The 22,635-nt window shown below is 69.1% G+C and carries 6 protein-coding genes; 3 read left to right on the top strand and 3 right to left on the bottom strand.

The genetic code is table 11. The features are described 5' to 3' along the window. Nucleotides 1-37 precede the first annotated feature (37 nt). On the bottom strand, nt 38-15,574 hold the full coding sequence (locus KDK95_RS16300; protein ID WP_212519027.1) for an inositol polyphosphate kinase family protein: 15,537 nt from the start codon (nt 15,572-15,574) through the stop codon (nt 38-40). Nucleotides 15,575-15,733: 159 nt separating this feature from the next. Between KDK95_RS16300 and KDK95_RS16295 the strand changes: the two genes are divergently transcribed. Genes KDK95_RS16295 through KDK95_RS16285 form a run of 3 tightly spaced genes read left to right on the top strand, consistent with a single transcriptional unit; the run spans nt 15,734 to nt 17,504 of the window. Then, nucleotides 15,734-16,732 carry a RodZ family helix-turn-helix domain-containing protein gene (locus KDK95_RS16295; RefSeq protein WP_212519026.1) on the top strand — a complete coding sequence of 333 codons (999 nt, stop codon included), beginning with the start codon at nt 15,734-15,736 and terminating at the stop codon, nt 16,730-16,732. Between the two features lie 51 nt (nt 16,733-16,783). Next, on the top strand, nt 16,784-17,101 hold the full coding sequence (locus tag KDK95_RS16290) for a hypothetical protein (RefSeq protein ID WP_212519025.1): 318 nt from the start codon (nt 16,784-16,786) through the stop codon (nt 17,099-17,101). Between the two features lie 37 nt (nt 17,102-17,138). Next, entirely contained in the window at nt 17,139-17,504 is a 366-nt protein-coding gene (locus KDK95_RS16285) for a hypothetical protein (protein WP_212519024.1), read from the top strand. 89 nt (nt 17,505-17,593) lie between these two features. Here KDK95_RS16285 and KDK95_RS16280 read toward each other — a convergent pair whose 3' ends face one another. Beyond that, entirely contained in the window at nt 17,594-22,354 is a 4,761-nt protein-coding gene (locus KDK95_RS16280) for an FtsK/SpoIIIE domain-containing protein (protein ID WP_212519023.1), read from the bottom strand. 13 nt (nt 22,355-22,367) lie between these two features. Further along, nucleotides 22,368-22,635, bottom strand: a 268-nt coding sequence (locus KDK95_RS16275; RefSeq protein WP_212519022.1) for a hypothetical protein, incomplete at its 5' end; no start/stop codon positions are given.

Raw genomic sequence — 22,635 nt, 5'->3', positions numbered from 1 at the left:
CGCCGAAACCACCGGAAGACACCAACGGAACTCGCAGCTAGGCTCCCGCCCGCCCGGCGGCGATCTCACTGAGGTCATCAACCAGGGCGTTGATACCGTCGCGGAAGTTCGCCGCGTACTTCGCGTACTGGTCCAGGTCCGTCCCGGGATCGCCAGGCCTGAATGTGTGCGCGAAATCGATCAGCTTCACGTCCACCGCGCGGCTCGCATCCGTCGGCTGACGGTCTACCGCCATCAGCACACTCGCAGCGACGAACGCATACCCCGACTTCTCGGCAGCGGCCCCGATTGCCAGGATCCTGTCCCGCAGCAATCCCGCCAGAGCCTCGACCGACCCCTCCTCCACGTATGTCCGCATATGCGCGACGGAATCCCGGCCGATCTCCCGTCTGCTCCCCTCCAGCCCCGTCCCACCGACCACCCGGTACCCGCGCGAGGACGAACCCGTCACCTGATCCGCAAGCTTCAGCTTGTTCTTCTTCAGCCACGCCGTCGACGCACTCAGATGCCGCAGCAACTCGTGCCGGCTCGCCGTCCGCGATCCGATTTTCACGTCCAGAAGCGTCGGCTCCCGCATGCCATACGTCAAATCGTCAATGAAGATCCGCGAACCACTCGTCGGCGGCTCCGGCTCTCGACCTTCCATCCGCGCCACATCGTCCGCCTCATACGAATGCGGCACCACCAGCTTCAGCGGATGGCCCTCAGGCAACTGCCGGACCATGGTGTAGAACCCGACCTCTACCGCGTTCGTCTCCTTCTCCAGCACCTGACCGTCGACACGCTTCTGGATACCACCGTGCCCACCCGAATCGGCCGCGTGCCGGCCAGGCAGAGGAGCACGTGGCGGCGCACCGGGGGCGAGGTCGAACCGCGCGTTGGGGGACTCCCCGACGGTCTCATCCTCCTCCGGAATCGAGGAGAGCTTCGGCTCGTACCGCCTGCCGCTAGCCCCAACCGGGGCTGCGACCTGCTGCTCCGATACCAGCCGGTCGTCGGCTGGGCGCAGTGCCTCGACGCGCTCGTCCAGCGGGGCTTGGCCGCCGAGGCTGCGGAACACATCCGGCAGCTGCCCCTCGGCCCAATCCCCGTCCTCCGCCCGCAACGCGAAGTACAGGCCGTCGGGCACCCCGACCCGCAGCGTACCGCGGGATCCGCGAATGACCAGGACGACGTCGGCCCGGTAGTACCGGAAGTCGGTGCGCTCCTCCTCGTCCCGCTCGGCCACCTCGCCCGGTTCGGTGCCTTCTATCTCGAAGTGCATCGCGCCGCGGCCGACGCCGAGGTCGCCCTCGGCCAGGGTGTCACCCGCGCTGGCGCCCCCGGTCATCGCGGCGCTGGCGAACCAACCGCTGCCGCGCTTGATGCTCTTCTTCGGCTCAGTGCCCTGCTGTGCGTATCGCCGGGTCTTGAACGACGCGCTGATCGGCACCTCGCCCCTCGTCACCGGTCGGACATCGACGATGTCGAGGCCGAGCACGATGTCGTGCTTGTCGCCCGGCAGGCCGGGCGCGCCGGCCTCCCGCACCGGGATGTCTCGCAGCGGCATGTGGTAGGTGTGCAGCAGCAGACGCTCGATTCCACTGTTGAGCATACTAAAGTGGTTGACATTTAAGGCTGAAGGTCGGCCGAAGCCGAACGAGGGCACCTGCCAGGCGCCTGGCGCCTCGAGATCCGCGGGCCGGTGCCGGATGGCGACGGTGGTCAGCGGTGCCCAACGCTCGGCCGCAAGGCCGGCCGGGGTGATGACCGGGTAGACCACCTTGGCGAATCGCTCCAGCGCCTCGTCCGGGATAGCGCCCCTGCGCCCCGGCTCGGCCCAGCGCGGATTGATGCCGAAGGCGCTCGGCGCAACCGTCCGCGCCGCCGCCGGACCGTCGGGCACCAGTTCGGTCAGGTGGCCGGGCACGACGAGCCGGACGGATCCGGTGATCGGCCGGGGCTCTGCGGCCTCGCCGCCGAGCGCCTCGGCTCCACCTCCGGCCGGTCGGGTGGTCACCGTCTCGAACCAGGCCCACGGGCGATGCCCGTACCAGAAGCGCTCCATCGCGTCTCGCCAGCCCAGCATGGCCGCGCCGAGGTTGCCCACGCCCAGCACGGACTTCTTGTAGCCGACCTGCGGCCAGCGCAGAAACTCCGGCGGTTCCGGGGTGACGCCGATCTCGATCTTGTAGGTCACCTCATGCTCGAACTCCTCGGATCCGTCCGAGGCGCCGAGCCGGAAGATGTCCTTGGAGCTGGTGTCCGTGCCGTGGCTCACCTCGGATTCCTGCTTGTAGCCGACTTCCACATCCCCGCCCGCCAGCCCGGTGTCGGCGATGGCACCGTGTCCCTGCAGCCGTATCGCGATGTCGGAGTCGAGGCCCTGCGATCGGCCTTCGCCGCTTAGGGCGTAGTCCTCGTGGCGCAGTGTCAGCTTGGTCTCGAGCCGAGCCCGCTGGCCGGTGATCCTCCCGACGTCCGCGGTGACCTTGATCCAGAGGTGCCGGGTGCCTCCGAACACCGCGGGCAGCGGGCGCCAGCGGATCATGCCCTGGCGCAGCCGGAGGATCTCCTTTTTCAACTCCCGCGAGGAGAACTGATCCTCGACCCAGCGCTGAAGACCGTTCGGCCGGCCGCCGGGGATCGTGCCGAGCGGGGATAGTACGCCGCGCCTGCGCAGCACACCGAGGATCTCCCGCCCCACCTGGTCGGCGTCGAGAGCCTCGACGTGCGCGGCGCCGAAGGCGAGTTCCTGATCGACCGGCACCCGCCGCAGGCCCGGCTGCGGCCGCGGGACGTCCGGCGCGGCCTCGGGCGGCACCTGCAGACCCAGATCCTCGGCCCGACGGTGCGGCACCAAGAGGTCGAGGCCGTCGGGCACCTTGACGTTGACGGAGAGCACCTGCTCCTTGTCGCCCTTCCACCGCATGACGTCGACCTCGAGCACCGCGTCCCCGCGCACGGTGTGCACGACGCCGGCCATGGTGGTACGAGTGATGCGGATCTGGCCGCGCCCGGCACTGCGTTCCCGGCCCCACCGGCTGTCGATGTTCACGGCCCCGCGGATGCTCAACTGGTTGCCGGCCCGCCGGGTCGAGGTCGGCTCGTGCCCGCCGGACCCTTCACCGCCGCCGAACTCGACCACCAGCCCGCCGGCGGCGCTGAGCTCCACGCCCCACTCCCGGCCGGCCGTCCCGTCGAGATGGTCCATGGCCTGGCCGTAGTGCTCGATCTCCACGTCGCCGGCGCTGGACTTGAGCAGGCGGCCGTTGACGAAGCGCAGCCGGTAGGCCACGGCCTGCTTCCATCCCTTCACCTCCGGCAGCGGCTGCACCCAGCCGCGTTCGCTGACGAGGGCGTCGAAATGGGCCTGGAGCGCGGTCGGGGTGGACATCCGGCGGATCTGCTCCGGCCAGTCCCAGCGTTCCGGCCGGTGCGGCAGGGAGTTGAGATCGGCGTGCGCATCGCTCACGGCTCTGGCGAGCTCCGGGACGATAAGGAAGGCCGGGTAGACACCCTCGGCGCCGGTGGAGAAGTCCAACATCCGGCCGACCAGACCGATCCGTTCGGCCCGAACAGCGGCCTGCTCGGCAGGGCTCTGGCCTTCGGTCACCGTCGGAGCCGGCGGGACCGCCTCGGTCTGGCTCGCCAGATGTTGCGGGGCCACCACTATCCGGGCCACCACGTCCTCGCCGACCAGGTCGCCGCTGTGGATGTACCAGGTCTCCTTCTGCCCGCCGTCGACCCGCATGGAGACTTCGTAGACGATGGTGCGCACACTGGCGTCGACCACGCCGTCGGTCTCGGTACGGCGATAGCCCTTCGTCCCGGTCACGTGCCCCTTGCCCCGAATCCGCGTGTGGCCCGGAGTCACTGCGAAATCTCCCGCCTCCAGGCGCACTCGGGAACTGAGCTTCACCCGGGCGGCACCCGCGATGGTCAACTCCTGGGTCACCGAGCGGTTCTTCTCCACGGACGTGGTGATTCCTCCAGTGGAGCGGGCGTTGACAGCCATCTCAAAGGCGGAGGTCGCCCCGTCCTCGTGCCGGTCGAGCAGGTGCCCGATCACGGCCATGTCGTAAGTGACGCCACCGATCCGCGCTGTATGTTCGATGCCGGCGAGCAGGACCGCGAGGTCCGCCTCGAGCGCCGGGCTGCCGAACTTGGCGCTCAGATCGCGGTGGATCTGTGACCAGTCGGTCTTCTTGACGGCCTTGTCATCCCGGTAGATCGGCCGCGCCGAGCCACCGCCCATGGCCTGGTTCCCGACGCTGATCCTGCTCTTCTTCGCGCGCATCTGGGCGACCCGCACGTGCAGCACGTCGCGCAGGTCGGTGTAGACGCGCTCTGAGCCGGTCAGCGACAGCAGCATGCCGAATCCCTGGCCGCGCCCGGTCGCGATGGGCATCGGGTCGTCATCGGGCGTGGAGTGCGGGCCGCGGGCGTCCAGAACCGCAGGCCGCTCGGGATCCCGCAGCGAGCCTGCGTTATCCAGCACCGCCGGCCGCTCCATCTCCCGCAGCGGTTCGACCCCTTCGTCCGCGGCCCCGGCCAGCAGCGCCCGAACAGTGGCCGAGGAACGGACCCTGGCCCACGCATCGGCCCCGGACAGATCCGGCGAGACCACCGCGCCGAGCACCTTCGTCTCGAACTCGGCGGCTTCCAGCAGCGGCACGAGCAGTTCCGAGTGCACGCTGGCCGCGGCATCGGCGACCTGGTGCGTGGTCGAGTCCGTCTTGATCGTGACCCGCACCACGGCACGGTACCGCTTGAATGGCGCCTTGCGGATCAGCGTCGTCTTGTTCATGGCGAGCGCGGTGATCGACGAGGAGTAGCCGCGTTCCGAACCCAGGCTCAATGCCCCGAGTAGGAAGCCGACGGCCCGATGGCCGGCACCGCCGAGTCCGCCGACGTCGGACGCCAGGTCGAGCTTGGCGGCGCTGCCATGGCCGCCGGCATGCTTCATGGTGCTGGCCAGACCCATGTCGCTGCGGAACGGGACTCGGGGTGGCGGTGCGGGTTCACCGGCGACGTCGGCGAGCGGCGCGGGGTCCAGCGGCTCGAGGGACTCGATCTCGGCCGCGATGGTGAGCCCGCCCTCGAACCTGGCCGGCCCGGATTTGACCCGGATCGGGTCGGACACGTCACCACTGGTGAACAGCCACCGGCTGCGGTTGCGCACCGAGGTCTCGCTGAGCATCTGCTCGGCGATCTCCCGAGAGATCTCGGCGACCAGCCCGGCCTTCACCCCGGCTGCCAGCAGCTTCGCTTGCAGGTCCGCGAGCACCGGGCCGGAGTCGAGCGCGGTGGGCAGGAACTGTGCACGCAGTTTGAGCCGGCCCGGCAGCGCCCGGTGCGCGGGCGGACGGGTGGAGTCCACCGGGTTGGCCAGCCTCGGGGTCAGGAATTGGGGGAAGGTCACGGTCAGCTCGCCGACCGGTTCCCTGCCGTGGTCCAGCTCGATCCCGTCCAGGTAGACCTTCACCAGGGCCGCCGCCGCGAAGTTCTCGGCCCCCCCGGACATCGCCTTGAGTCCGGAGACCACCTCGAGGGCCGCGCTGGCCGTGTGCCGCCGTGAGGAGGACAGGGACACCCGCGGGGCGACCGGGGCGACGGCGGTGAGCGCCGAACTCGCGATGTTGAGCGTGGCCTGCGCCGCTCCGATGAGCCAGTTGCGGCTCGCCCACTGTTGCGTGTGCTGGGTCTTGATCCCGGCGAAGTTGACCTGATAGACCCGCCGCGCGCGCTGTTCGGTCGGCACGTGCCTCGCGCCGCGCAGCACCGGCCGCAGCCACACGGTGTGCCCAGGGACCTCGACATGGACGCCGTTGCGCAGGTGCGCCGCCCATTTCTTGCCGTCCCGCTCCGCCAACAGGCCCGCGATCTCCCGCTCGATCGCGTGCCGAACGCCGTTCGACAGTTTCCCGATCGCCTCCCTCTGCCCGAGCGCCTCCATGATCGCCCGCGCCTCCGCGTTCGCATCGCCCACGGAGTTCTTCTCGGGGTTCACCTCCTCGACAGTGAACTCACCGAGCGCGTCGGCCTCGACATACCAGGGCGCGACCCGGCTCGGCTCGGTCGCCGGCTCGATGCGCGCCGATGCGGTCTCCGGCGCCTTGCCCTTGCCCAGGTGCGAGCTGTCGGGCGCGCGCCAGGGAGCGAAGTAGTCGGCGGCCTCGTCGGCGGCAGGATCGCGGGCGGAGGAGGAACTCGTGACGCCTGACGGCCCGGGCTGGGACAAATCAAGCATCTCGTATTCGTCGACGATCGTCCGTTGCGGCGGGGAGGCGGCGGACCAGCCTACGACGCCGCCGGGCAGCAGCCCCCGCTCCTGCCGGGTCCAGCGCGATCCGCCGCCGCCCAGCCAGCCCAGGTCGGGCGCGCCGCCGGTCGGTCCGAGCTCCTTGGCCAGCGCGTCGCCGGCGTCCTTGCCGAACGCGGCGCTCTCGACCAGCACCGCCCGGATCGCCGCGTGCAGCCGCGCCCGGCGCACGATGTTGGGCACGTGCCCGAGCACCATGGGCGGCCGACTGCGCTCCACTACCGCCCGCTGTGCCGCGAGCCAGACCTCCGGGAGGGCCGCGACCTCCGCCGCGCTGTTCGCGACAGGCCTGGTCAGCGCGGGAAGAAGTGTGGCGGTGTGCAGCATCGCGGTCGGCGTCTGCGGGCCGTGACTCCACACGATCGGCGTGCCCGGAAGCACTGATCCCCGCCGCACCTCGACGCCGAGCAGGCCGAGCGAGTCGTCGAGATACCAGCCCAGCGCTATCCGCTCGCCGTTCGCGCCGTGAATGTCCCAGCCCTGGCCCACCTCCTGCGGCCACGCCAAGGCATGGCCCGAGGACCTTGTCACCGGCGGCACCACGAAGTCACCGGCGAGCGTCAACACCGGATGCCCGCTCGTGGCGATCACCAGCGGATGCTCGCCGTCGCCGACCGACTCCTCGAGGAAACCGGCCACAGACGCAGGGAACGACGATTCGCCGAGTTCTCCGCCGATCAACACCACAGGCTGCGGACGCACCGGGCGCCACCGCCTGCCGTCGGCGGTGATCCACCGCGCCACCTCGCGTGACGTGCGCCACACACCATCCACGAGCATCCGGTCAGCCGCCGCGTCGTACGGGCCCGCGACGAACACCGCGCCTTCGGAGGTCGGCAGATACGGCGTGACGCCGTATTCGTCCGGCGCGAGGTCTTCCAGCCGGACGAAGCGCGCACGCGGCCAATCGTCGCCCAGGGCGTCCAACGGCGATGCCGGTGAGGGGGCAGTCTCGGCGAGGTCTGTCTCAGCCGCCCAGCCTGGCTCTCCAAGTGCCGCGGCGCGCAACTCGGGCAGAATGGCGCGCACGACCGCGCCATCACCGGCGTCCGTCAGCCACTGCTCGGCTACCAGGTCGAACCGCTCGGCCATGTCCTCGTGGAACCACCGCACTCGCGTGGCGGCATCGACCGGCGACCCGGAGGCTATCAACAGCGACTTCTGCGCGCTTACCGTGGCCTGGGCAACCTCCCCGGACAGCTGGAACACCAGGGCTTCGAGCGGTTCCGGGCCCGTCGGCGTGGTGTGCGCGGCCGAGTACTGCTGCTCAGATAGCGACAGCCGCAGCCATTGCGCGGTTTCGTCGATCCGCTGCACGGCTGTGTGGGCGAGCGCCTCAAGTCCCACCCAGCCGTCGATGTTGTTCTCCAGCAGCGGGTACTTGGACTCGAGCCAGTCGCCCGGAGCCGCACCGTGCTCGAGCAGGGACGCGTGCGCGCTCGCGAATTCGCGGCGGAGCGCAGCCTGGAATTTGATGCTCGCGGCGTGTGTGCTCTCCGGCGACAGGCCGGATTCGAGCCATTTCGCCGTCGCGGTCGCGACGTCCTTGAGCAAGCGGGTCTCGAAAGTGCTCTGCCGCTCCAGGTAGTCTGCCCGCGCCGGCAGCAGATTCAACGAGTCTCGGTAGCTGTGTATCGCCGGGCTCTGGAGCGGGTCGGTCGGTTTCGGGCTCCCGACGTAAGCGGAACTTTCGGCATTGTCGAAACGCTTTGCCCAGTCCCTGATCGCGGATGCCTTCAGCGCCTCGAGCTTCTGGGTCGGCAACTCCTGCAGTGCAGGAGTCTGCGCCACCTTGGCTGCGAAGTCGGCCTCGAAGTCGGGGCGGGGCGTCAGGAGCGTGTGGTGCTTCAGGAACATCGCCCGGCTCGGCAGTGTGTTCATCAGGTCCGTGTAGAACGAAGCCGTGTTCTGCGGCAGAGTTTCACCGGAGGACGCCTCGCCCGGCGCATGCGGAATCGACGTTTCGAGCCGGCCGAGGTGCGCCCGCCATGCGTCTGCCGCGGACGTCCTCAGCGCGGTGACCTGATCGGGACTCAACGTCTGCAACAGCGGCACTGTGGCCATTCGCGCGGCGAAGTCGGTCTCGAAGTCGAATCCGGAGGACGCGTCGATCGGGTGCGGCACGGTGGTACGCGACGGCAAGCCGGGTTCGAAACTGTCCGTGGCATGCTCGAGCGAAATGGTCGACTGCGCGAGGGCGGAGAGTTCGGGCAAGGGCGCGCCGGCGCCGATGTCGCTCCGGGCCGGGCCTGAGTGCTGGTCCGCGAACGCCTCGGCGACGTGCGCCCGCGACGGCTCGGCGCCGGCGAAACCGGCGTCGGCAGGATCGAGGAGGGAATCCCGGACTGGCAGCGGCGGACGGTCGGGCCCGGACCGGCTCTCGGCGGACCCGATCGCCTGGACCTCCTGCTGGGCCTGGGGCAGCCGGACGTGCTGGTCGCCGGAGCTGCCGACGGACGCCGTGGCACCGTCGTGCGGTAACTCAGCCGTATGGGGTGCGTCGCCGAATGCCTTCCCCCACAGCGCGGCGAGTTGCTCCCGGCTGGTGACGGGATGTGGGTTGCGCAAATCCCGAAGCTTGTCGGCGAAGGTGTTCTCGTTCGCGGCCTCGTGCTTGAGCCACGCGGCGATGTCGTACTGGGACTTCGGGTTGAAGATCTGGTGGTAGTCGGTGACCAGTTCGGTGCGGAAGTCGGTGGCTAGTGCGTCAGCTGGCGCGGCCGGCACCTTATGGCGCGAACCGATGGCGTGCAGTTGCCCCGCGCCGTCGTGCAGCGCGTCGAGGAGTTCCTCCTCGACCTGCAACCGGCTGGGGAACCCGTCCTCCAAGCGCCGCAGGGCACGATCCCAGACGGCGTCGACTCCACCGAGCTTGTGCCACAGGCCCTCCCAGCCGCTGTCGGGCGCCGGCTCGTGGATGAACTGGAAGACCTCGCGGGCGTCCTTGTCCACCTGTTTCCAGACGCGCTTGACCGCCTCCGGTGACAGTGCCTTGTCACCGCGGAAGAGCGCGTTCCAATTCGCGTGCGCATCCTCGAAAGCCGCGCGCAGGTCGAGGAGGCCGCGGTCGAGCGCGGCGGCGTGCTCCAGCTTGGCGTCTAGTTCGCTGCCCAGGCCGTCCAAAGCGCGAGTCAACCCTCTGTCGAGCTCGCCCAAACTCGCATCACCGAGCCGGTCAGCCGCGCGCAGGCCGTGGAGGGCGGTGAGGTGATCTGCGTAGATGCCCAGGGCCTCGTCCGCGAACCAGCCGCGCACCTCGGCGAGAGTGGTGCGCGAGATGTCCGCGCCGGGTTTCGGGGTGAACGCAGCGCCTGTGTCGTCCGTGTGCACGATGAAGGAATCCGGGTCGTTCGCGTGTGGTCCCGCACCGTCGAGACTGGACGCCTCGGACCTCAGGCCCAACGCGGCGCGGTCCGCGAAGCGCTGGTTTACCGCACCGTTGAACTTCGTGGCCAGAACCTCGTGCAACAGCGGGACGGTCTCCGCGTGCACCTGTGCGCGAATGGCCCACTCGGTGTTCGCCAGTTCCGTCTGGACCTCAGCGATCTTGTCCCGCAACAACCGACCGAACTGCTCGGCGGTCGGCCGCCCGCCGGGGTTCAGGGCGGCGTCGCGGTGCGTGAACGCGGCAGTCTCCGGCAGTTCCGGCACGAACTGATCCTCGAGCCGGAACCTGACCGAGTCGAGCGTCTTGCCGAACTCCACCCCGATCTTCGGATCCAGGGCGCCGAGGTCGGCGTGCTGCGCGTCGTCCACGATCTTCTGCGCGACTGCTTTGAGTTCCGTCCAGGCCTGCTTCACGGCAGCCTGGTCGTGCACCACGTCTCCGAACAACTCAGGATGCTGTTCCAGATGCTTCCCGACGGCGCCTTCGAGCTTTCCGACGATCTCACGAGAGAGCGTGCCGAAGCCCTCCGGCGCGGATCCGGAGGCGTGCCCGATCCCGCGCGCCACCGACTCGAAGTCGCCCGAGATCATCGCCCGCAGGCTGGCGGCCACCTGGTCCGGTTGCGCGGCGAAGACCTCGCCGAGGCTCTGGAGGCCATCCTGTTCGGAGGTAGGCGTCGCAAACCGGCTCTCCTGGATGTGCACCTGGTCGAAAGCGTCGGCCAACCGGTCCTTCACCAGTTCAACCAGGTCCGTGCCCGCCTCGGGATGCGCCTGGACCGCGTGGTCGACGGCTCTCGTCAGATCAGAACGCACCGTGCGGCCGAACTCGGCCCAGAATCGCTCCCCCAGTGCGCCGCCGTCGTGCAGCAGCAGGGAGTAGTCGGTGACCCGCCGCGACATGGAGATCTCGAAATGCTCGACGGCGTCCCGCATCAGGGGCGTCGCGAGGTGGGCGACCGGCTCTTCGGCGTAGGTCGTGTCAGTGGCCGCACCCGCACGGCCATGTTCCGCCGCCTTGGGGTCCAAGGCCGCCGCCCCGGGATCATCGGCGGCGACGTCTGCCTTCCGGGTCAACGCGTTGTCGAGGTGTAGCATGTCAAAGCCCTGTCCGGAGCCGTTGATCGCCCGGAAATCTCCGCGCGCCAGCGCGTCGACCCGCTCGGCCACCACACGAGTGACCGAACCAAGGCCGAGGCCGTGCCCGCCGGGGTCCAGGCGGAGCGCGTCCACTCGCGCCGCAGCCAGCCCGTCGGCCAGGCTGACCGCGTCGTGGAAGCGGTCCTGGAGGCGGCCGGCCGCGTCGTCGAACCGCTTGAGCGCCAGGTCGCTGATCCCGCTGCCGGGATGTGTCTCGCGCGCCTGCCCGAGCGCCTGGACCAGGTCGTCATGCAGAGCGTTCCAGGAGGGGGCTGCCGAGGCCAAGTGCTCATCGACCACCTTCAGCAATTCGCCCTTGACCAGCGCGCGCGCCTGCGCGGGCGGCATGGCCGCCGTGGACTGCGCGCCGGGCAGACCCTTCCCGCTTGCGGCCGGGTCCTGCGATGCGCCGGAATCGCTTTCGAGGATCTTCTCGAAGTCCGCCGCGACCATCTGCTTCACCTCTTTGGCCAGGATCGGCCGCCCGCCACCGGACAAGGCATCGGCCAGCGTGCCGGACGGGGCACCCACGCGCCCGCCTTCGAGCGCCTTGGCCAGCACCGGCGCCTGCTGGAGCCGGGCGGCGATCGCCTGGCCCAGGTCGCTGAAAGCCTGGTGTATCACGGCGGTGTGCTCGCCTAAGTCGGGATGCAGATCCTTGATCTTCTGGAAGGACTTGTCCAGATCGGTCAGCAACTCCCGCATCGGCAGCCGGTCCATCGCCGGGACGTCTGAGTAGTGCGCCTCCTGGGCCAGGTGCTCGATCCGCAGGCTCAGTTTGCTGTTGAACTCGCCGGCCGCCTCGCGCAGCAGCCGGAAGGTGGGAATTCCCACGGCGGTCCGACCGCGCATAGTGCCGAACGCGTCGCGGAACTCCTCGTCGGAGATCTTCCAGAAAAGCTGATCGACCACCTTGCCGGTCAATCTGATGCCGGTTCCCTTGTCACCGCCCGCCAGGTCGTCTACGGCCGTGCGCAGACTCCGCAGATCCTTCCCGAGATCGATCGCCCGGTTCACCCGCTCCTCCACCGAACCCAGCAGATCCTGGACCCTGGTATCGATCGCCCGCCTGAGCTGGGCCGGATCGTCGTGCAGCATGCGCTGCTGCTCAACCTCCTCCCGCAGCTTCGCGCCGAGGTCCTTCCAGATCCCGTTCGGGTCGGCCAGTTCCTTCAGCGCTGCGAACTGGGCGCCTTCGCGTGCGTCGGCGAACAGCGGACTCGCGGCGGCCTCATGGTTCTTCGTGATCGCCAGCTCGAAGGCGGACCAGAACCGGTGTTCCGCGCTCTCCAGCTTGGCCTGGGCCAGGAAGTAGCGGTCGAGCCACCCAGGCAGCCCGTCGGTCAGCCCGCTCAGCGTCGGCTCGAACGCGACCGCCTGGCCTCCGTTCGGCCGCCAGCCCTCGCCCGGCCTGCCGTTGATCTCCGCGAAGGACTTCTCGACATCCTTCTTGAACGTGCTCAGCGCCTCGTTCACGACGTTGCCGTCGGGACCCGGCCGGCCGGCCCGGGTCCCACCCCACAGCGCAACGGCTTGCCTGAACTGGGGCTCGGCCTTTGCGTGCACGAGCGCCAACTCGGCCTCGTAGTCGAACTTCCCGGTGAACTTGGCGGCGCGGGCGTCGGCCGAGAGCGTCCACTGCTCCGAGAAGCGGTAGTACGGCCGCAGGTCGTCCGGTCCGGACAGGCCCGCCACGGTCACCGGGCGCGCCCAGCCGTCCGCCGGATCCGTGTAGCGCTCGGCGAAGGACTGCTTGAGGTCCGCCTTGAGCACACTCCAGGCCTTGGCCTTCTCCTTATTCGAAAACAGCTTGCCGGGTCCCGGCCCTGCCTCGGCCCGCAGCCGCTGCCACGCCGTATCGAAGCGGGCCTTGGCCGCCCGCAGTTCGCCGGTCAACTGAATCTGGTAATCGGCTCTGGAAAGCTTCGGAGCAGCCTCGTGCAACTCCTTGGCCAGTTCGCCGCTATGACCGAATGTCGTCGTTCCCGGACCGGCCGTCGCGGATTCGTGCCCGATCGCCACGGGGTCGGAGCCGCTCGCCGGGCTCTTGGCCTTCACGGCAGGGTCGGGATCGCTGGCGAACGGGTGGTCGGCGACGGGCGCGGCGTGTTCGGCGAGCGGCACCGGAACCCTGGCGGCGTCGGGGTCAATCAGACCCTTGACTCCCGAATCGGCGCGGGCGCCGACGTCGACGAGGCCGGTGACCTCCGACAGCCCACGGCTCGAAAGACTCGCGGAGTCCGCGACGCCCTGACTCGGCATGTTCAGATCCGAGATACCGACGGAGTCCCCGACGTCGTGCCCGGGAACGGGTCGGGCCTCGATGGTGCCGTGTTCGGTGACGTAGCCGGTGCCGGCGGCGCCGTGGTCGACGAACTCGACACCGACCCGGCTGCCGACCGAGTCTATCCGTGCCGGAGCGAGTCCGAGCGAATCGATCCCGGCCGGGTCGATCCCGGCTGAGGTGAGGCCGGGCAGGTCCCCGTCGTGGCGGACGGCACTCGCGACCAGGTCGCCGGCCTCGCCGAGCGCCGCGAAATCCCCGTGACCGGGGACAGATGCCACAGTCCCGAGATCACCGACGCCCGCCACCTCGATCGGGTGCGACACTGCCGCCACACCAAACTCTCCGACACCCGACAAATCCCCGTGCGCCGACACGACCGGCGCGGCGAACGCGGAACCGGACGCATGGTCGAGCGCTTGCAGTGCCGATAGGTCGGCCAGGTGCGCATCGATGGACGGCACTCGGACCGGTTGCGCGAGATCACCGAGCCCTGTGACACTCACGATGTGGTCAGCGCCCACGGGCGGCAGCACTACGCCGTGCCCCAGGCTCGCCGTGGCCGAGACTTCGGCGAGACCCCCGATGCCTGCCTGTCCGGCCACATCGAACGCGTTCGCCGTTGCCTCCAGGTGTCCGGACACGGCGGCGGACGACGTGACGTCGTGGACGTTGACGACCGGCTCGACCCGGTTCGAAACCACCGAAAGCGGCCCCGTGTGGATCGCCGCGCCGATCTCGGGAAGGACTCCGGAAAGGAACTTGGCCGAGTGGTCGATGCCGAAGATCGAGTCCTCTGCCAGAGCCGCCGTGCTGTGGAGCGCGGCTGACACACTGCCGTCGAGGGTCACCCGGAACTGCGGCATGCCGACGGAGCCGACGACCGTGCGCAGCGACTCGATGCTCGGGAAAGCCGTCGCGGAGCCGCCGTCGTACCCGCTCGACGGGACGGTGCGCAGGTGCGTGGCGAGGGAGGAGGCTCCGTCGGCCCCGATCGGCTCCCCGGTCGCAAGGTCTATGGTGCCGTGCTGGAGCCCGGTGGAGGTGTCGAAGACCGGCACGGCCTCGACCTGCGGCCCGGCCACCTTCGCCAGGAACAGGTCCGCGCCACTCGCGCCGCGCAGTTCGGGGTTGACCACCTGTAGCGCGTCGATCGCGGACAGGCCGTGGAAGGCTACTCCCGCCACATTCTGACCGGCCACGTCCAACTTGGTCACCGCGCCCGCGGCATCTACGGCGAGCTTCGCGTCCGACACGGCCGAGCCCGGCACCAGTTCGGCGACGGCCGAGCGCAGCGAATCGAACACCGTGGCCACGCCCTCGCCACCCACCTTGGCCAGATTCAACACACCGGCTGACGCCCTTTCGGACAAGCCGCCGAGATTCGCGAGCGCCTCCGGCGAGATCAGCAGACCCCGCTGAAGGATGCCGGTCTTGATCGCCGAGAGCAGGCCATCGGAGAGATCCTCCTTGCTCATCGGCGTGATCAGGCGCAGGGACTTGATCCCGCCGAGTTCCTCCCCCAGGAACGCGGGCACCGCCTTGAGGGTGTCGACGACCCATAGCCCGCCAACCTTGACCGCGTTCGCGGCCATGGACAACACGTCGGTGGAAAGCAAGGTGGCGAAGGAGAAATTCGTGAACAACGCGTCCAGGCTCACGTCGCCCCTGAAGAGGTTGACGACCGTCTCGCCCGCGTTCTTGATCGCGTTCGTGCCCAGCTCGAGACCGTCGACGATGTCGCCGATCATGCCGCGGGTCGACGGGAACAGGACGTTCAGCAGGTCGAGCAGAAGCTCACCAAAGCTGATCTTCCCTTCGGCGAACTGCACCACCCCGTAGATGAACACGGCGAGGTTGACCGCGTAGTCGAGCAGCGCGATCGGGCCGCCGAACAGCACCGCCACGATGCCGAGCGCGATCAGCAGAAAGCCCATGTCCTGCAGCAGTTTCTCGCCGAACGAGATCGGCGACGCTGTTGTCTGGTATAGCGAGCCGATGACGCCGGCCGCCTTGTTCCCCGCCGCCTGCATCGTCTCGCCCGCGCCCTTGGCAATGGACCACAAGTGCTTGACCTGCGGATCGGTCGACGGCAGATTGAGGGCCACCGCCTGGTGATAGGCGTCGATGCTGACCTGCTGCTGCTCGACCATGACGCCGTAGTAGGCGCTGAGCGCGGAGGCGGCCTCGGAGTAAGCGGTCTGCGCCTGGTTGAGGAAGTTCACCAGCCGGGACTGACTGTCGATCTGATTGCGCAGCACATCAGCGGTCTTGCCGACGAAACCGCTGGAGGTCGCAGTGGCCAGAACCGACTGCAGGCCGGCCTTGAGTTCGTCCAGTCCCGTCATGACCTGGTTGAAGTAGGAGACCACCTGCGCAGTCGTGTCCGGATCGCCGAAACACGGATCCATGGTGCCGGCCCCGAACACGGTCCAGTACAACGGGCGGGTACCGGCCACTGGGACCTCCAGATTCATCGGACAGGCTGCCGGACCCGCAACTCGGATCCACGACCGAACCGGATACGGGTCAAGCCCGGCGTAGCGTTCATGAACCTTCCTCCTTGGTCGACTCGTCTCACCAGCGATACGTGTATGAGGATTCGGAGGCACTCAGTCATGGCCGATCTCGCCATCGACTACGACCTGCTCCAGAACATGGCCACCAGCATCAAGTCGCTGGAGGCCACGTACGGCAACGCCATCGCCATGTCCAAAGGGCTCGACCTGATGTCGGGCGGGGGGACCCAGTACTCCCCGCAGGACTTCACCGGCTGCGCCGCTCTCACCGATGACACGGTCCTGTTCATCAGAGCGTGGAACAACTTGCTGACCGAATCGACGACGGGGCTGAACCAGCTCGGAAGCATCATCAGCGAGGTGGCCCAGCAGTTTTTCAATCAGGACGCCGGCTGCGCCGCATCGGTGAACTATTCGCTCTCGGTCTCAGCCACTGAGGAGAGCCAGCAGAAGTGGAAGGACTACCAGAAACAGCTGCAGCAGTACAACGACAAGATGGACGACCCGGCCGCGGCATACCAGCTCGGTACACCCCAGCCGGTCTATAACGCGTACGGCACCCAGACCGGCACGACTCCGGCGCTCGCGGAACCGACCCCGCCGACCGACGTCCCGGCGAACGGCAACGTGGTCACCGCCAACGGCGTAACCGTCAACACGACACTGAATACGACACCGGCCACGGACGCGACCGGCACGAACGGCGTTATCACCAGCGAGACCACCACGGTCACCGACGCGAACAGCGGGCTGACCTACACCGAAACGACGAACATCGGCACCGTGACGCACCACGACGCCTCCGGGCAGCCCGCGGAATACGACTCCACCCAGACCGTCACACTGGCCGACGGGAGCCAGGTTCACAACACGACCACCATCAACGAGTCCCTGCCGAACGTGGGCCTCGCCGGCGAGTACACGGGCTTGATGACCGTAACCAGCACTGTCAACGGCACGACCAGCACGTCCTTCTACACCAAGAGCGCCGACGATCCCGTCTGGAAGCCGAATCAGCAGATGGATGACCTCGCGGCCCCGCCCCCGAAGCCGGACCCCAACTCCGAACCGAGTTGGGGGCTGGGCGCAGATGGATGATCCGACCCACTGATCGATCCGCCCTACCCCGACAAGCGAAAGAGACCAGTTATGGCAATCGGCATCCAGATCTCCTCGGAACAGGTCGCGAGTGCCGCCTCCTCGATGAACGGCACGCTGGAGACCATGCAGAGTCAGATCGCCGCGCTGAACACCTCCGTGAGCGGGCTGTTCATGCCCGGCGGCGGCCTGTACCTGCTGATGACCTCCCCGGCGATGACGACCCTCTGGGAATCATTCCAGACGGCGCTGCAGAACGGCGCCAACCAGGTCACGACCTTCACGACCCAGTTCGACAACATCGTGCAGAACATGCTGCAGTTCGACAGCGACACCGCCTCGAAGATCACGAGCAGCGCTTCCAGCTGAACACCTACACACAGCCCGTCGACCACCGGAGAATCCCATGGCGGACGAAGTCCAGATCGATCCGGAACTCGTCACTTCCGTTTACAACACCTGTGTCAACGCCGTGAACTCAGAGCTCGCACCTGACATGGCGTCCCTTCAAGCAGTCGTACAGAGCCTGCTGTCGCCCGCGGGCGGCCTGTACATGCAGGACACCTCGGCAGCTCTCGAGCAAGAGTTCACCGACTTCTCGGCGAACATGCAGAACCTCTTCAACCAGATCCTCTCCTTCGCGACCACGTTCCAGAACATCGCCGGCTCCCTGATGAACTCCGACGCCAACATGGCCTCGCAGATCAGCTCTCAGACAGCTGCGGCCTCCACCACGGCGCGGACCCCTGCAATGAGCTCACCCCGGACCTAGGCGAAGACGACGAGGACCGAACGCTCGGCTGGGAGAGATCCCGGCCGAGCGTTCGTCGTTGTGCCCCTTCCGCGGCGCGGGCCGCCGACTCACTCCAGTTCGATCAGCGGGACCTGGACCGGCACCAGCCCGCCGGTTGCGTGGTTCGGCAGGAAAGCGAGTCCCTTGCGAGGCTTGGGGCCGCGGATCAGCGAAACGGGCAGTCGAACGCCGATCAGATCGCCCTCCATCACGGACCGGGGAGCGAGCAGCATCCCCTCCCGCCGCTTGCGGAACTCGCCGATCCAGCCCGCCGGGGTCTGGGTGAACATCTCCCCCGAGCCGGCGCAGACCAAGCTGATACCGCGGTCGCGGCCGGTGGCGACGATCTGCTTGAACACGGCGTCGGCGGGGGTGAGCGCCAGCAGGTCGCAGTCATCGACAAGGACCGCGCACGGGCTGCCCGCCGCGGCCAGTGCCTGGTCGAGCGCGGCCCCGGTCACCGCGGAGACTCCGTCGATGACCTGGGTGCCGGGGTGCTCAGCCAACTTGCTCAGCGGGGAGACGCGCGGAGTGATCACGATCAGCCGGGTACCGCCGGCGAGCAGGGAGACCGCCATGCCGGTGAGCGCGTTGCTCCGCCCCGAACCGGCGGGGCCGGCCACCACGAAGGTCGCCGCCGCCGAGAGGTCGACGCCGGTCGCCTCCAGATCGTCACCGCCGAGGCCGAGCAGCGCCCACATCGGCCGCCGCAGCCGGGCCGGCACCTTCGCGTAGGCCTCGGAGAACGGAACCATGGCCGGCAGCGTGGCGACCTCGAACGGTCGGCGGCCGGCCGGCACATCCGCGTCCCGGGACGCGGCGCGGGAGGCGATCCTGCGCAGCCCGTCCGCCTGCCGTTGCCCGGCCGTGTCTGCGTCGAGAACGGCGATCTGCGCCTCGACAAGACCTTCGGACAGCCAGCCGCGACCGGGCGGGATGCTGTCCGGGATCTCACTCGGCTTCAAACCGATCAAGGTGAAGTCGGCTTTGTCCCCCATCCGCAGCAGCAGCCGATTGTCGTTGAGCGCGCCCATCCGCCCGCCGAGCAGGGAGCGCTCCGAGGTCACGATCAGGTGCACGCCGCTCGCGGCGCCCTCGCGCACCAGGCGGAGGAACTCCTCCGTCAACCGGCCGCCGTCGTACTCGGCGATCAGCCCGGCCAGGCTCTCCCAGCCGTCGACCAGGAGCAGGATGTGCGGGGGCCGGTCAGGAGCATGCAGTTTGGCCCGCAATTCGGTCAGGTTCGCGCAGGTGCCAGCGGTCAGCAGTTCCTGACGGCGGGTCAGCTCGGACGCGATCCGGGTGACCACGCGATCCACGCGGTCCAGATCGGAGCGCGCGGCCACCGTTCCGCAGTGCGGCAGGTCCTGGAGCACCGCGAGCGCGCCGCCTGCCGCGTCGACCCCGTAGATGTGCATGTCAGCCACCGAATAGGTCTGCGCCGCTGCCGCCGCGATCGTCCGGAGCACCTGGGTCCGGCCGCTGCGGGCGCCACCTAGGACGTACAGGTGGCCGAACGTGGCAGGGTCGATCATCAGCGGCAGCCTCGCCTGCAGTGCGGGGATGTCGCTCAGCCCGTAGACCAACGGCGGCAGCGCACTGCCGGCAGCGGCGGCCGCACGGGGCATTCGCCTGATCACCTCGGCCGCCGCGGCGATGCGGGCGGGATCCGCCATCGCGCCGCCTGCTTCGGAGGCCGGCTCCGCACCGGCGCCGGACCCGCCGCGCGCCCCCTCCTCGGGAGCCAGGCCCGCCAAGCTGATTCGGGGAGCCCGGACCATGTCGGGCACTTGGTCCAGCAACAGCCGGTCAGGCAGCGGCGGCAGCCATGGACTGGGCTGCTCGGCGTACCCGATGCGCCCCGCGGCCTCGATGATGGTATCGACCAGCACGGTCAGGTCAGTGGGCGCGTCCTGCTCGGCCGCCTCGGCGAACGACTCGGGAACCTCGAGCCGCCGGCCCAGCCGGGACCAAGGCACCTCGGTGAGCCACATCGGCGGGATCGGGACCTCCTCTTGCGCGGCGCCGTCGCTCCGCCGCACGGCACCGGAGTAGGCGGTCTGGAACGGCAGGATCTTCTTGTGCGCCAGCCGGGCGATCGCGCGGCCGGGCACCGTGGCGGAGATGCCGACCGCGTCGCTGGTGTCGATCACATCCTGGCTCTCCAGAGGGTCGGTCACCCGGAGCGCGATCCGTAGGCTGGTGTTCGCCCGGATATCGGCGGTCACGGCGCCTCCCGGGCGTTGGGTGGCCAGGACCAGGTGGATTCCGAGGGAACGACCCCGCTGGGCGATCGAGACCAGGCCGGAGATGAAATCAGGCAGGGCGCGGATCATCGTGGCGAACTCATCGATGATCAGCATGAGGCGGGGCAGCGCGGGCAGGTTCGGGTCGCGCGAGCGTAGCGCCCGGTAGGCGGCGTGGTCCTTGGCTTCCGCCTGGTTGAGTACCTGCTCGCGGCGGCGCAGCTCGGCATTGAGCGAGGCCAGCGCCCGCTCCACCAGGTGGCTGTCCAGGTCGGTCACCATGCCCAGCACGTGCGGGAGCCGTACACAGTCCTGGAACGCGCTGCCGCCCTTGTAGTCCACCAGCACGAACACCAGCTCATCCGGCCTGTTCACCAGTGCCGCCGAGGCCAGCATGGACTGCAGCAGTTCCGATTTGCCGGAACCGGTTGTTCCCGCGACCAGCGCGTGCGGGCCATCGCGGACCAGGTCGAAGGCCACCGGGCCGTCGTACCCGACGCCGAACGCCACGGCGGTGCTCGCCGGTCGCCGCTCCCACTCGGCGATGATCCGTTCGCTGCTCGGCGGGTCCTGGTCGAGCAACTCGAGCAGCGGCACCATGGTCGGCAGGGCGGCGTCGTCGTCCGTGGTCACGTCGCGTAGCGGTGCCAGGGCCCGGGCCACCCGCTCGCACCAGGCAGGCGAGACCAGGTCGGGCCGGATGTCCTCGACGACGGGTTGATCCCGCTGACTGATCACCAGCCCCTTCGAGGTGCAGCGCACCACGGCGGTACACTCTTCGGGCAGCAGTTGCTCCTGTTCGTCCAGACAGATCGCGAAGATCCGCAGTCGCGGGCCGTCAGTCAGGATCTGGATCACGCCGGCCACGTCCCGGAACCGGCGCGCGCCGTCCACCACGACGACGATGTCGGGCTCGTTGAAGACCACCGAGCTCATCGTGCTGCTACGGGCCCGTTGCCGCGCGTGGATCAGCGAGATCAGCTCACTGATCCGGTTCGCCACGCTGTCCGGCTCGTTGCCGATCAGCGCAGCCGGGCCTGGCCCGTCCTCCCCCGGCCGCAGGTGCGGCAGCCAGCGCACCCAGTCCCACGCCTGCTCGGAAACGCCGTCGGTCAGCAGGTAGACCTGCACGTCGCGCGGGCTGTGCAGGACCGCGGTCTGCGTGACGAGCCAGCGGGCCAGCCCGCGGACGGTGGCCGAATCCCCCGTCACCCCGAGCACGCCGCGCCGGCCGAGGTCCACCGCGATCGGCACCTCGGGCAGGTTCCAGTGCACCTTCCTTCGCCCGCCGTCTTCGGGGTTCTGATCATCGATCTCGATCATCGAGGCCTGGTCCACCGTGCCGACGCGCAGCAGGAGGTAGTCGCCGTCGTTGCGCCGCCTCTCCCACAGTCGCCGGCCCGGACCGATAGCCGTTCGGGCGGCGCAGGCCGGGTCCATCGACGTCTCACAGCGCACTGTGCGCTCGTGCGCTACCGCGTGCCGAACCGCGGCGCTGGTGGCCAGTCGTCGCTCCCAGAACGTTTTCAGGTCGGTCCAGAAGGCGCGTTGGGCGCTGCGACGTCCGCTGACCATGTTGGCGATGAAGAAGAGCGGACTGAGCGCACTGAACATCAGGAAGTAGTACGAATGCAGGAAGAACACCATGCCGACGCCCATCAACGCGGGCGCGAGCATCATCGTGAGCGGAAAGGCTCGGCGAGCGGGTACGGTCGGCGGCTTGGGCATGGTGAACTTGCCGACGTGCAGCGGCGGCACGATCCGGGGCGGGCGGTTGACGTCCCGGCCCAGGCCGTCCTCCGACACCGTTATCGCGGCATCGGCTTCCTCTGGCCGACACAGCCGCAGGACGTTGTCGCCGACAACGAGGTCGCCGCCGACCGGCCAGGGCACCTCGCCGGTCGCGCAGCGCGTCACCGCCTGACCTTCGGGCGGCTGGATCACGGCGAGCCGCACGCCGTCGTAGCCGGGGGCGAGCGGCACGCTGCCTGGCGGGGAGTCGCTCGTCCATTTCAGGCCGACCAGCGCGCCGAGCGCGTCCAAGTTGGTGGTGTCCGGCGCCGGCCTGTCCCCGACCGCCGGGTTCCGGGTCGGCGGGGCGATTCCGTCGGCCTCGTCCGGCACGGTGAGCCAGGCCAGCCCGGTCGCGCCCACGGTGACCTGCACCCCGCGCTCCGGCACACCGTCGCCGCTGATCTCGACCGTGCTTCCGGTGGCCGGGCCGATGTCGTGAACACCCATGCCCAGCGGCCAGATCCGGCCGGAGTCGGGCCCGCCGACCACGCGGATCTCCAGCAGCGCCCCCTCATTCGGCGGACTCATCAGCACCGGGTCGGCCGGGCAACCGACCGGGCTGTCCAAGCCGAGCACGGCCCCGGCCGATATCCCGGTCTCCCGCAGCGGCATTGACGAGTCCAGCCGCCGCGAGCCGACATACACGTCGGGCACGGCCGCGGGAGCCGGCTCTTCGAAGCCGGCCAGTCGGGCGGCCAGTTCGGCGACCGGGGTACCCGGATCGACGTCCGCGACGAGGTGGCGAAGCTGCGCACGGAACGCGTCAACCGCGGTCAGCGGGATCCTCATCGACACTTCACTCCTAGAGTTCGTCGCCCGGGGCCGGGTCGTCGGTGAATTCGGCGTCCAGCCGGCTGTCCCGGGTCGGCACCGCCTGCAGCGCGGGATGTAGGCGCGCCCGGTTCAGGGGCGCGGTCTGTGCGGCACCCCCCTGGCCGGACCGGGACGGCGAGGCCCCCGCTGCCTGCACGGTCGTCGACGTCGTCGCCCGCGGTGATTCGATGTGGCTCTCGGCCGTTCGGTCGTGCGGTGAGGGCGGTGACGGCACGGCGGGGGGCCAAGCCGAGCGC

This window comes from Actinospica acidithermotolerans, assembly GCF_018139625.1.
Taxonomy (GTDB): domain Bacteria; phylum Actinomycetota; class Actinomycetes; order Streptomycetales; family Catenulisporaceae; genus Actinospica; species Actinospica acidithermotolerans.
Note: the sequence above shows the minus strand (reverse complement) of the source record. Positions and strands in the feature narration are given on the sequence as shown.

Excerpts from the sequence above, each read along its gene's own strand:
- KDK95_RS16295 (WP_212519026.1), top strand. The coding sequence starts at position 15,734 with ATGGCCGATCTCGCCATCGACTACGACCTGCTCCAGAACATGGCCACC.
- KDK95_RS16290 (WP_212519025.1), top strand. The coding sequence starts at position 16,784 with ATGGCAATCGGCATCCAGATCTCCTCGGAACAGGTCGCGAGTGCCGCC.
- KDK95_RS16285 (WP_212519024.1), top strand. The coding sequence starts at position 17,139 with ATGGCGGACGAAGTCCAGATCGATCCGGAACTCGTCACTTCCGTTTAC.
- KDK95_RS16280 (WP_212519023.1), bottom strand. The coding sequence starts at position 22,354 with ATGAGGATCCCGCTGACCGCGGTTGACGCGTTCCGTGCGCAGCTTCGC.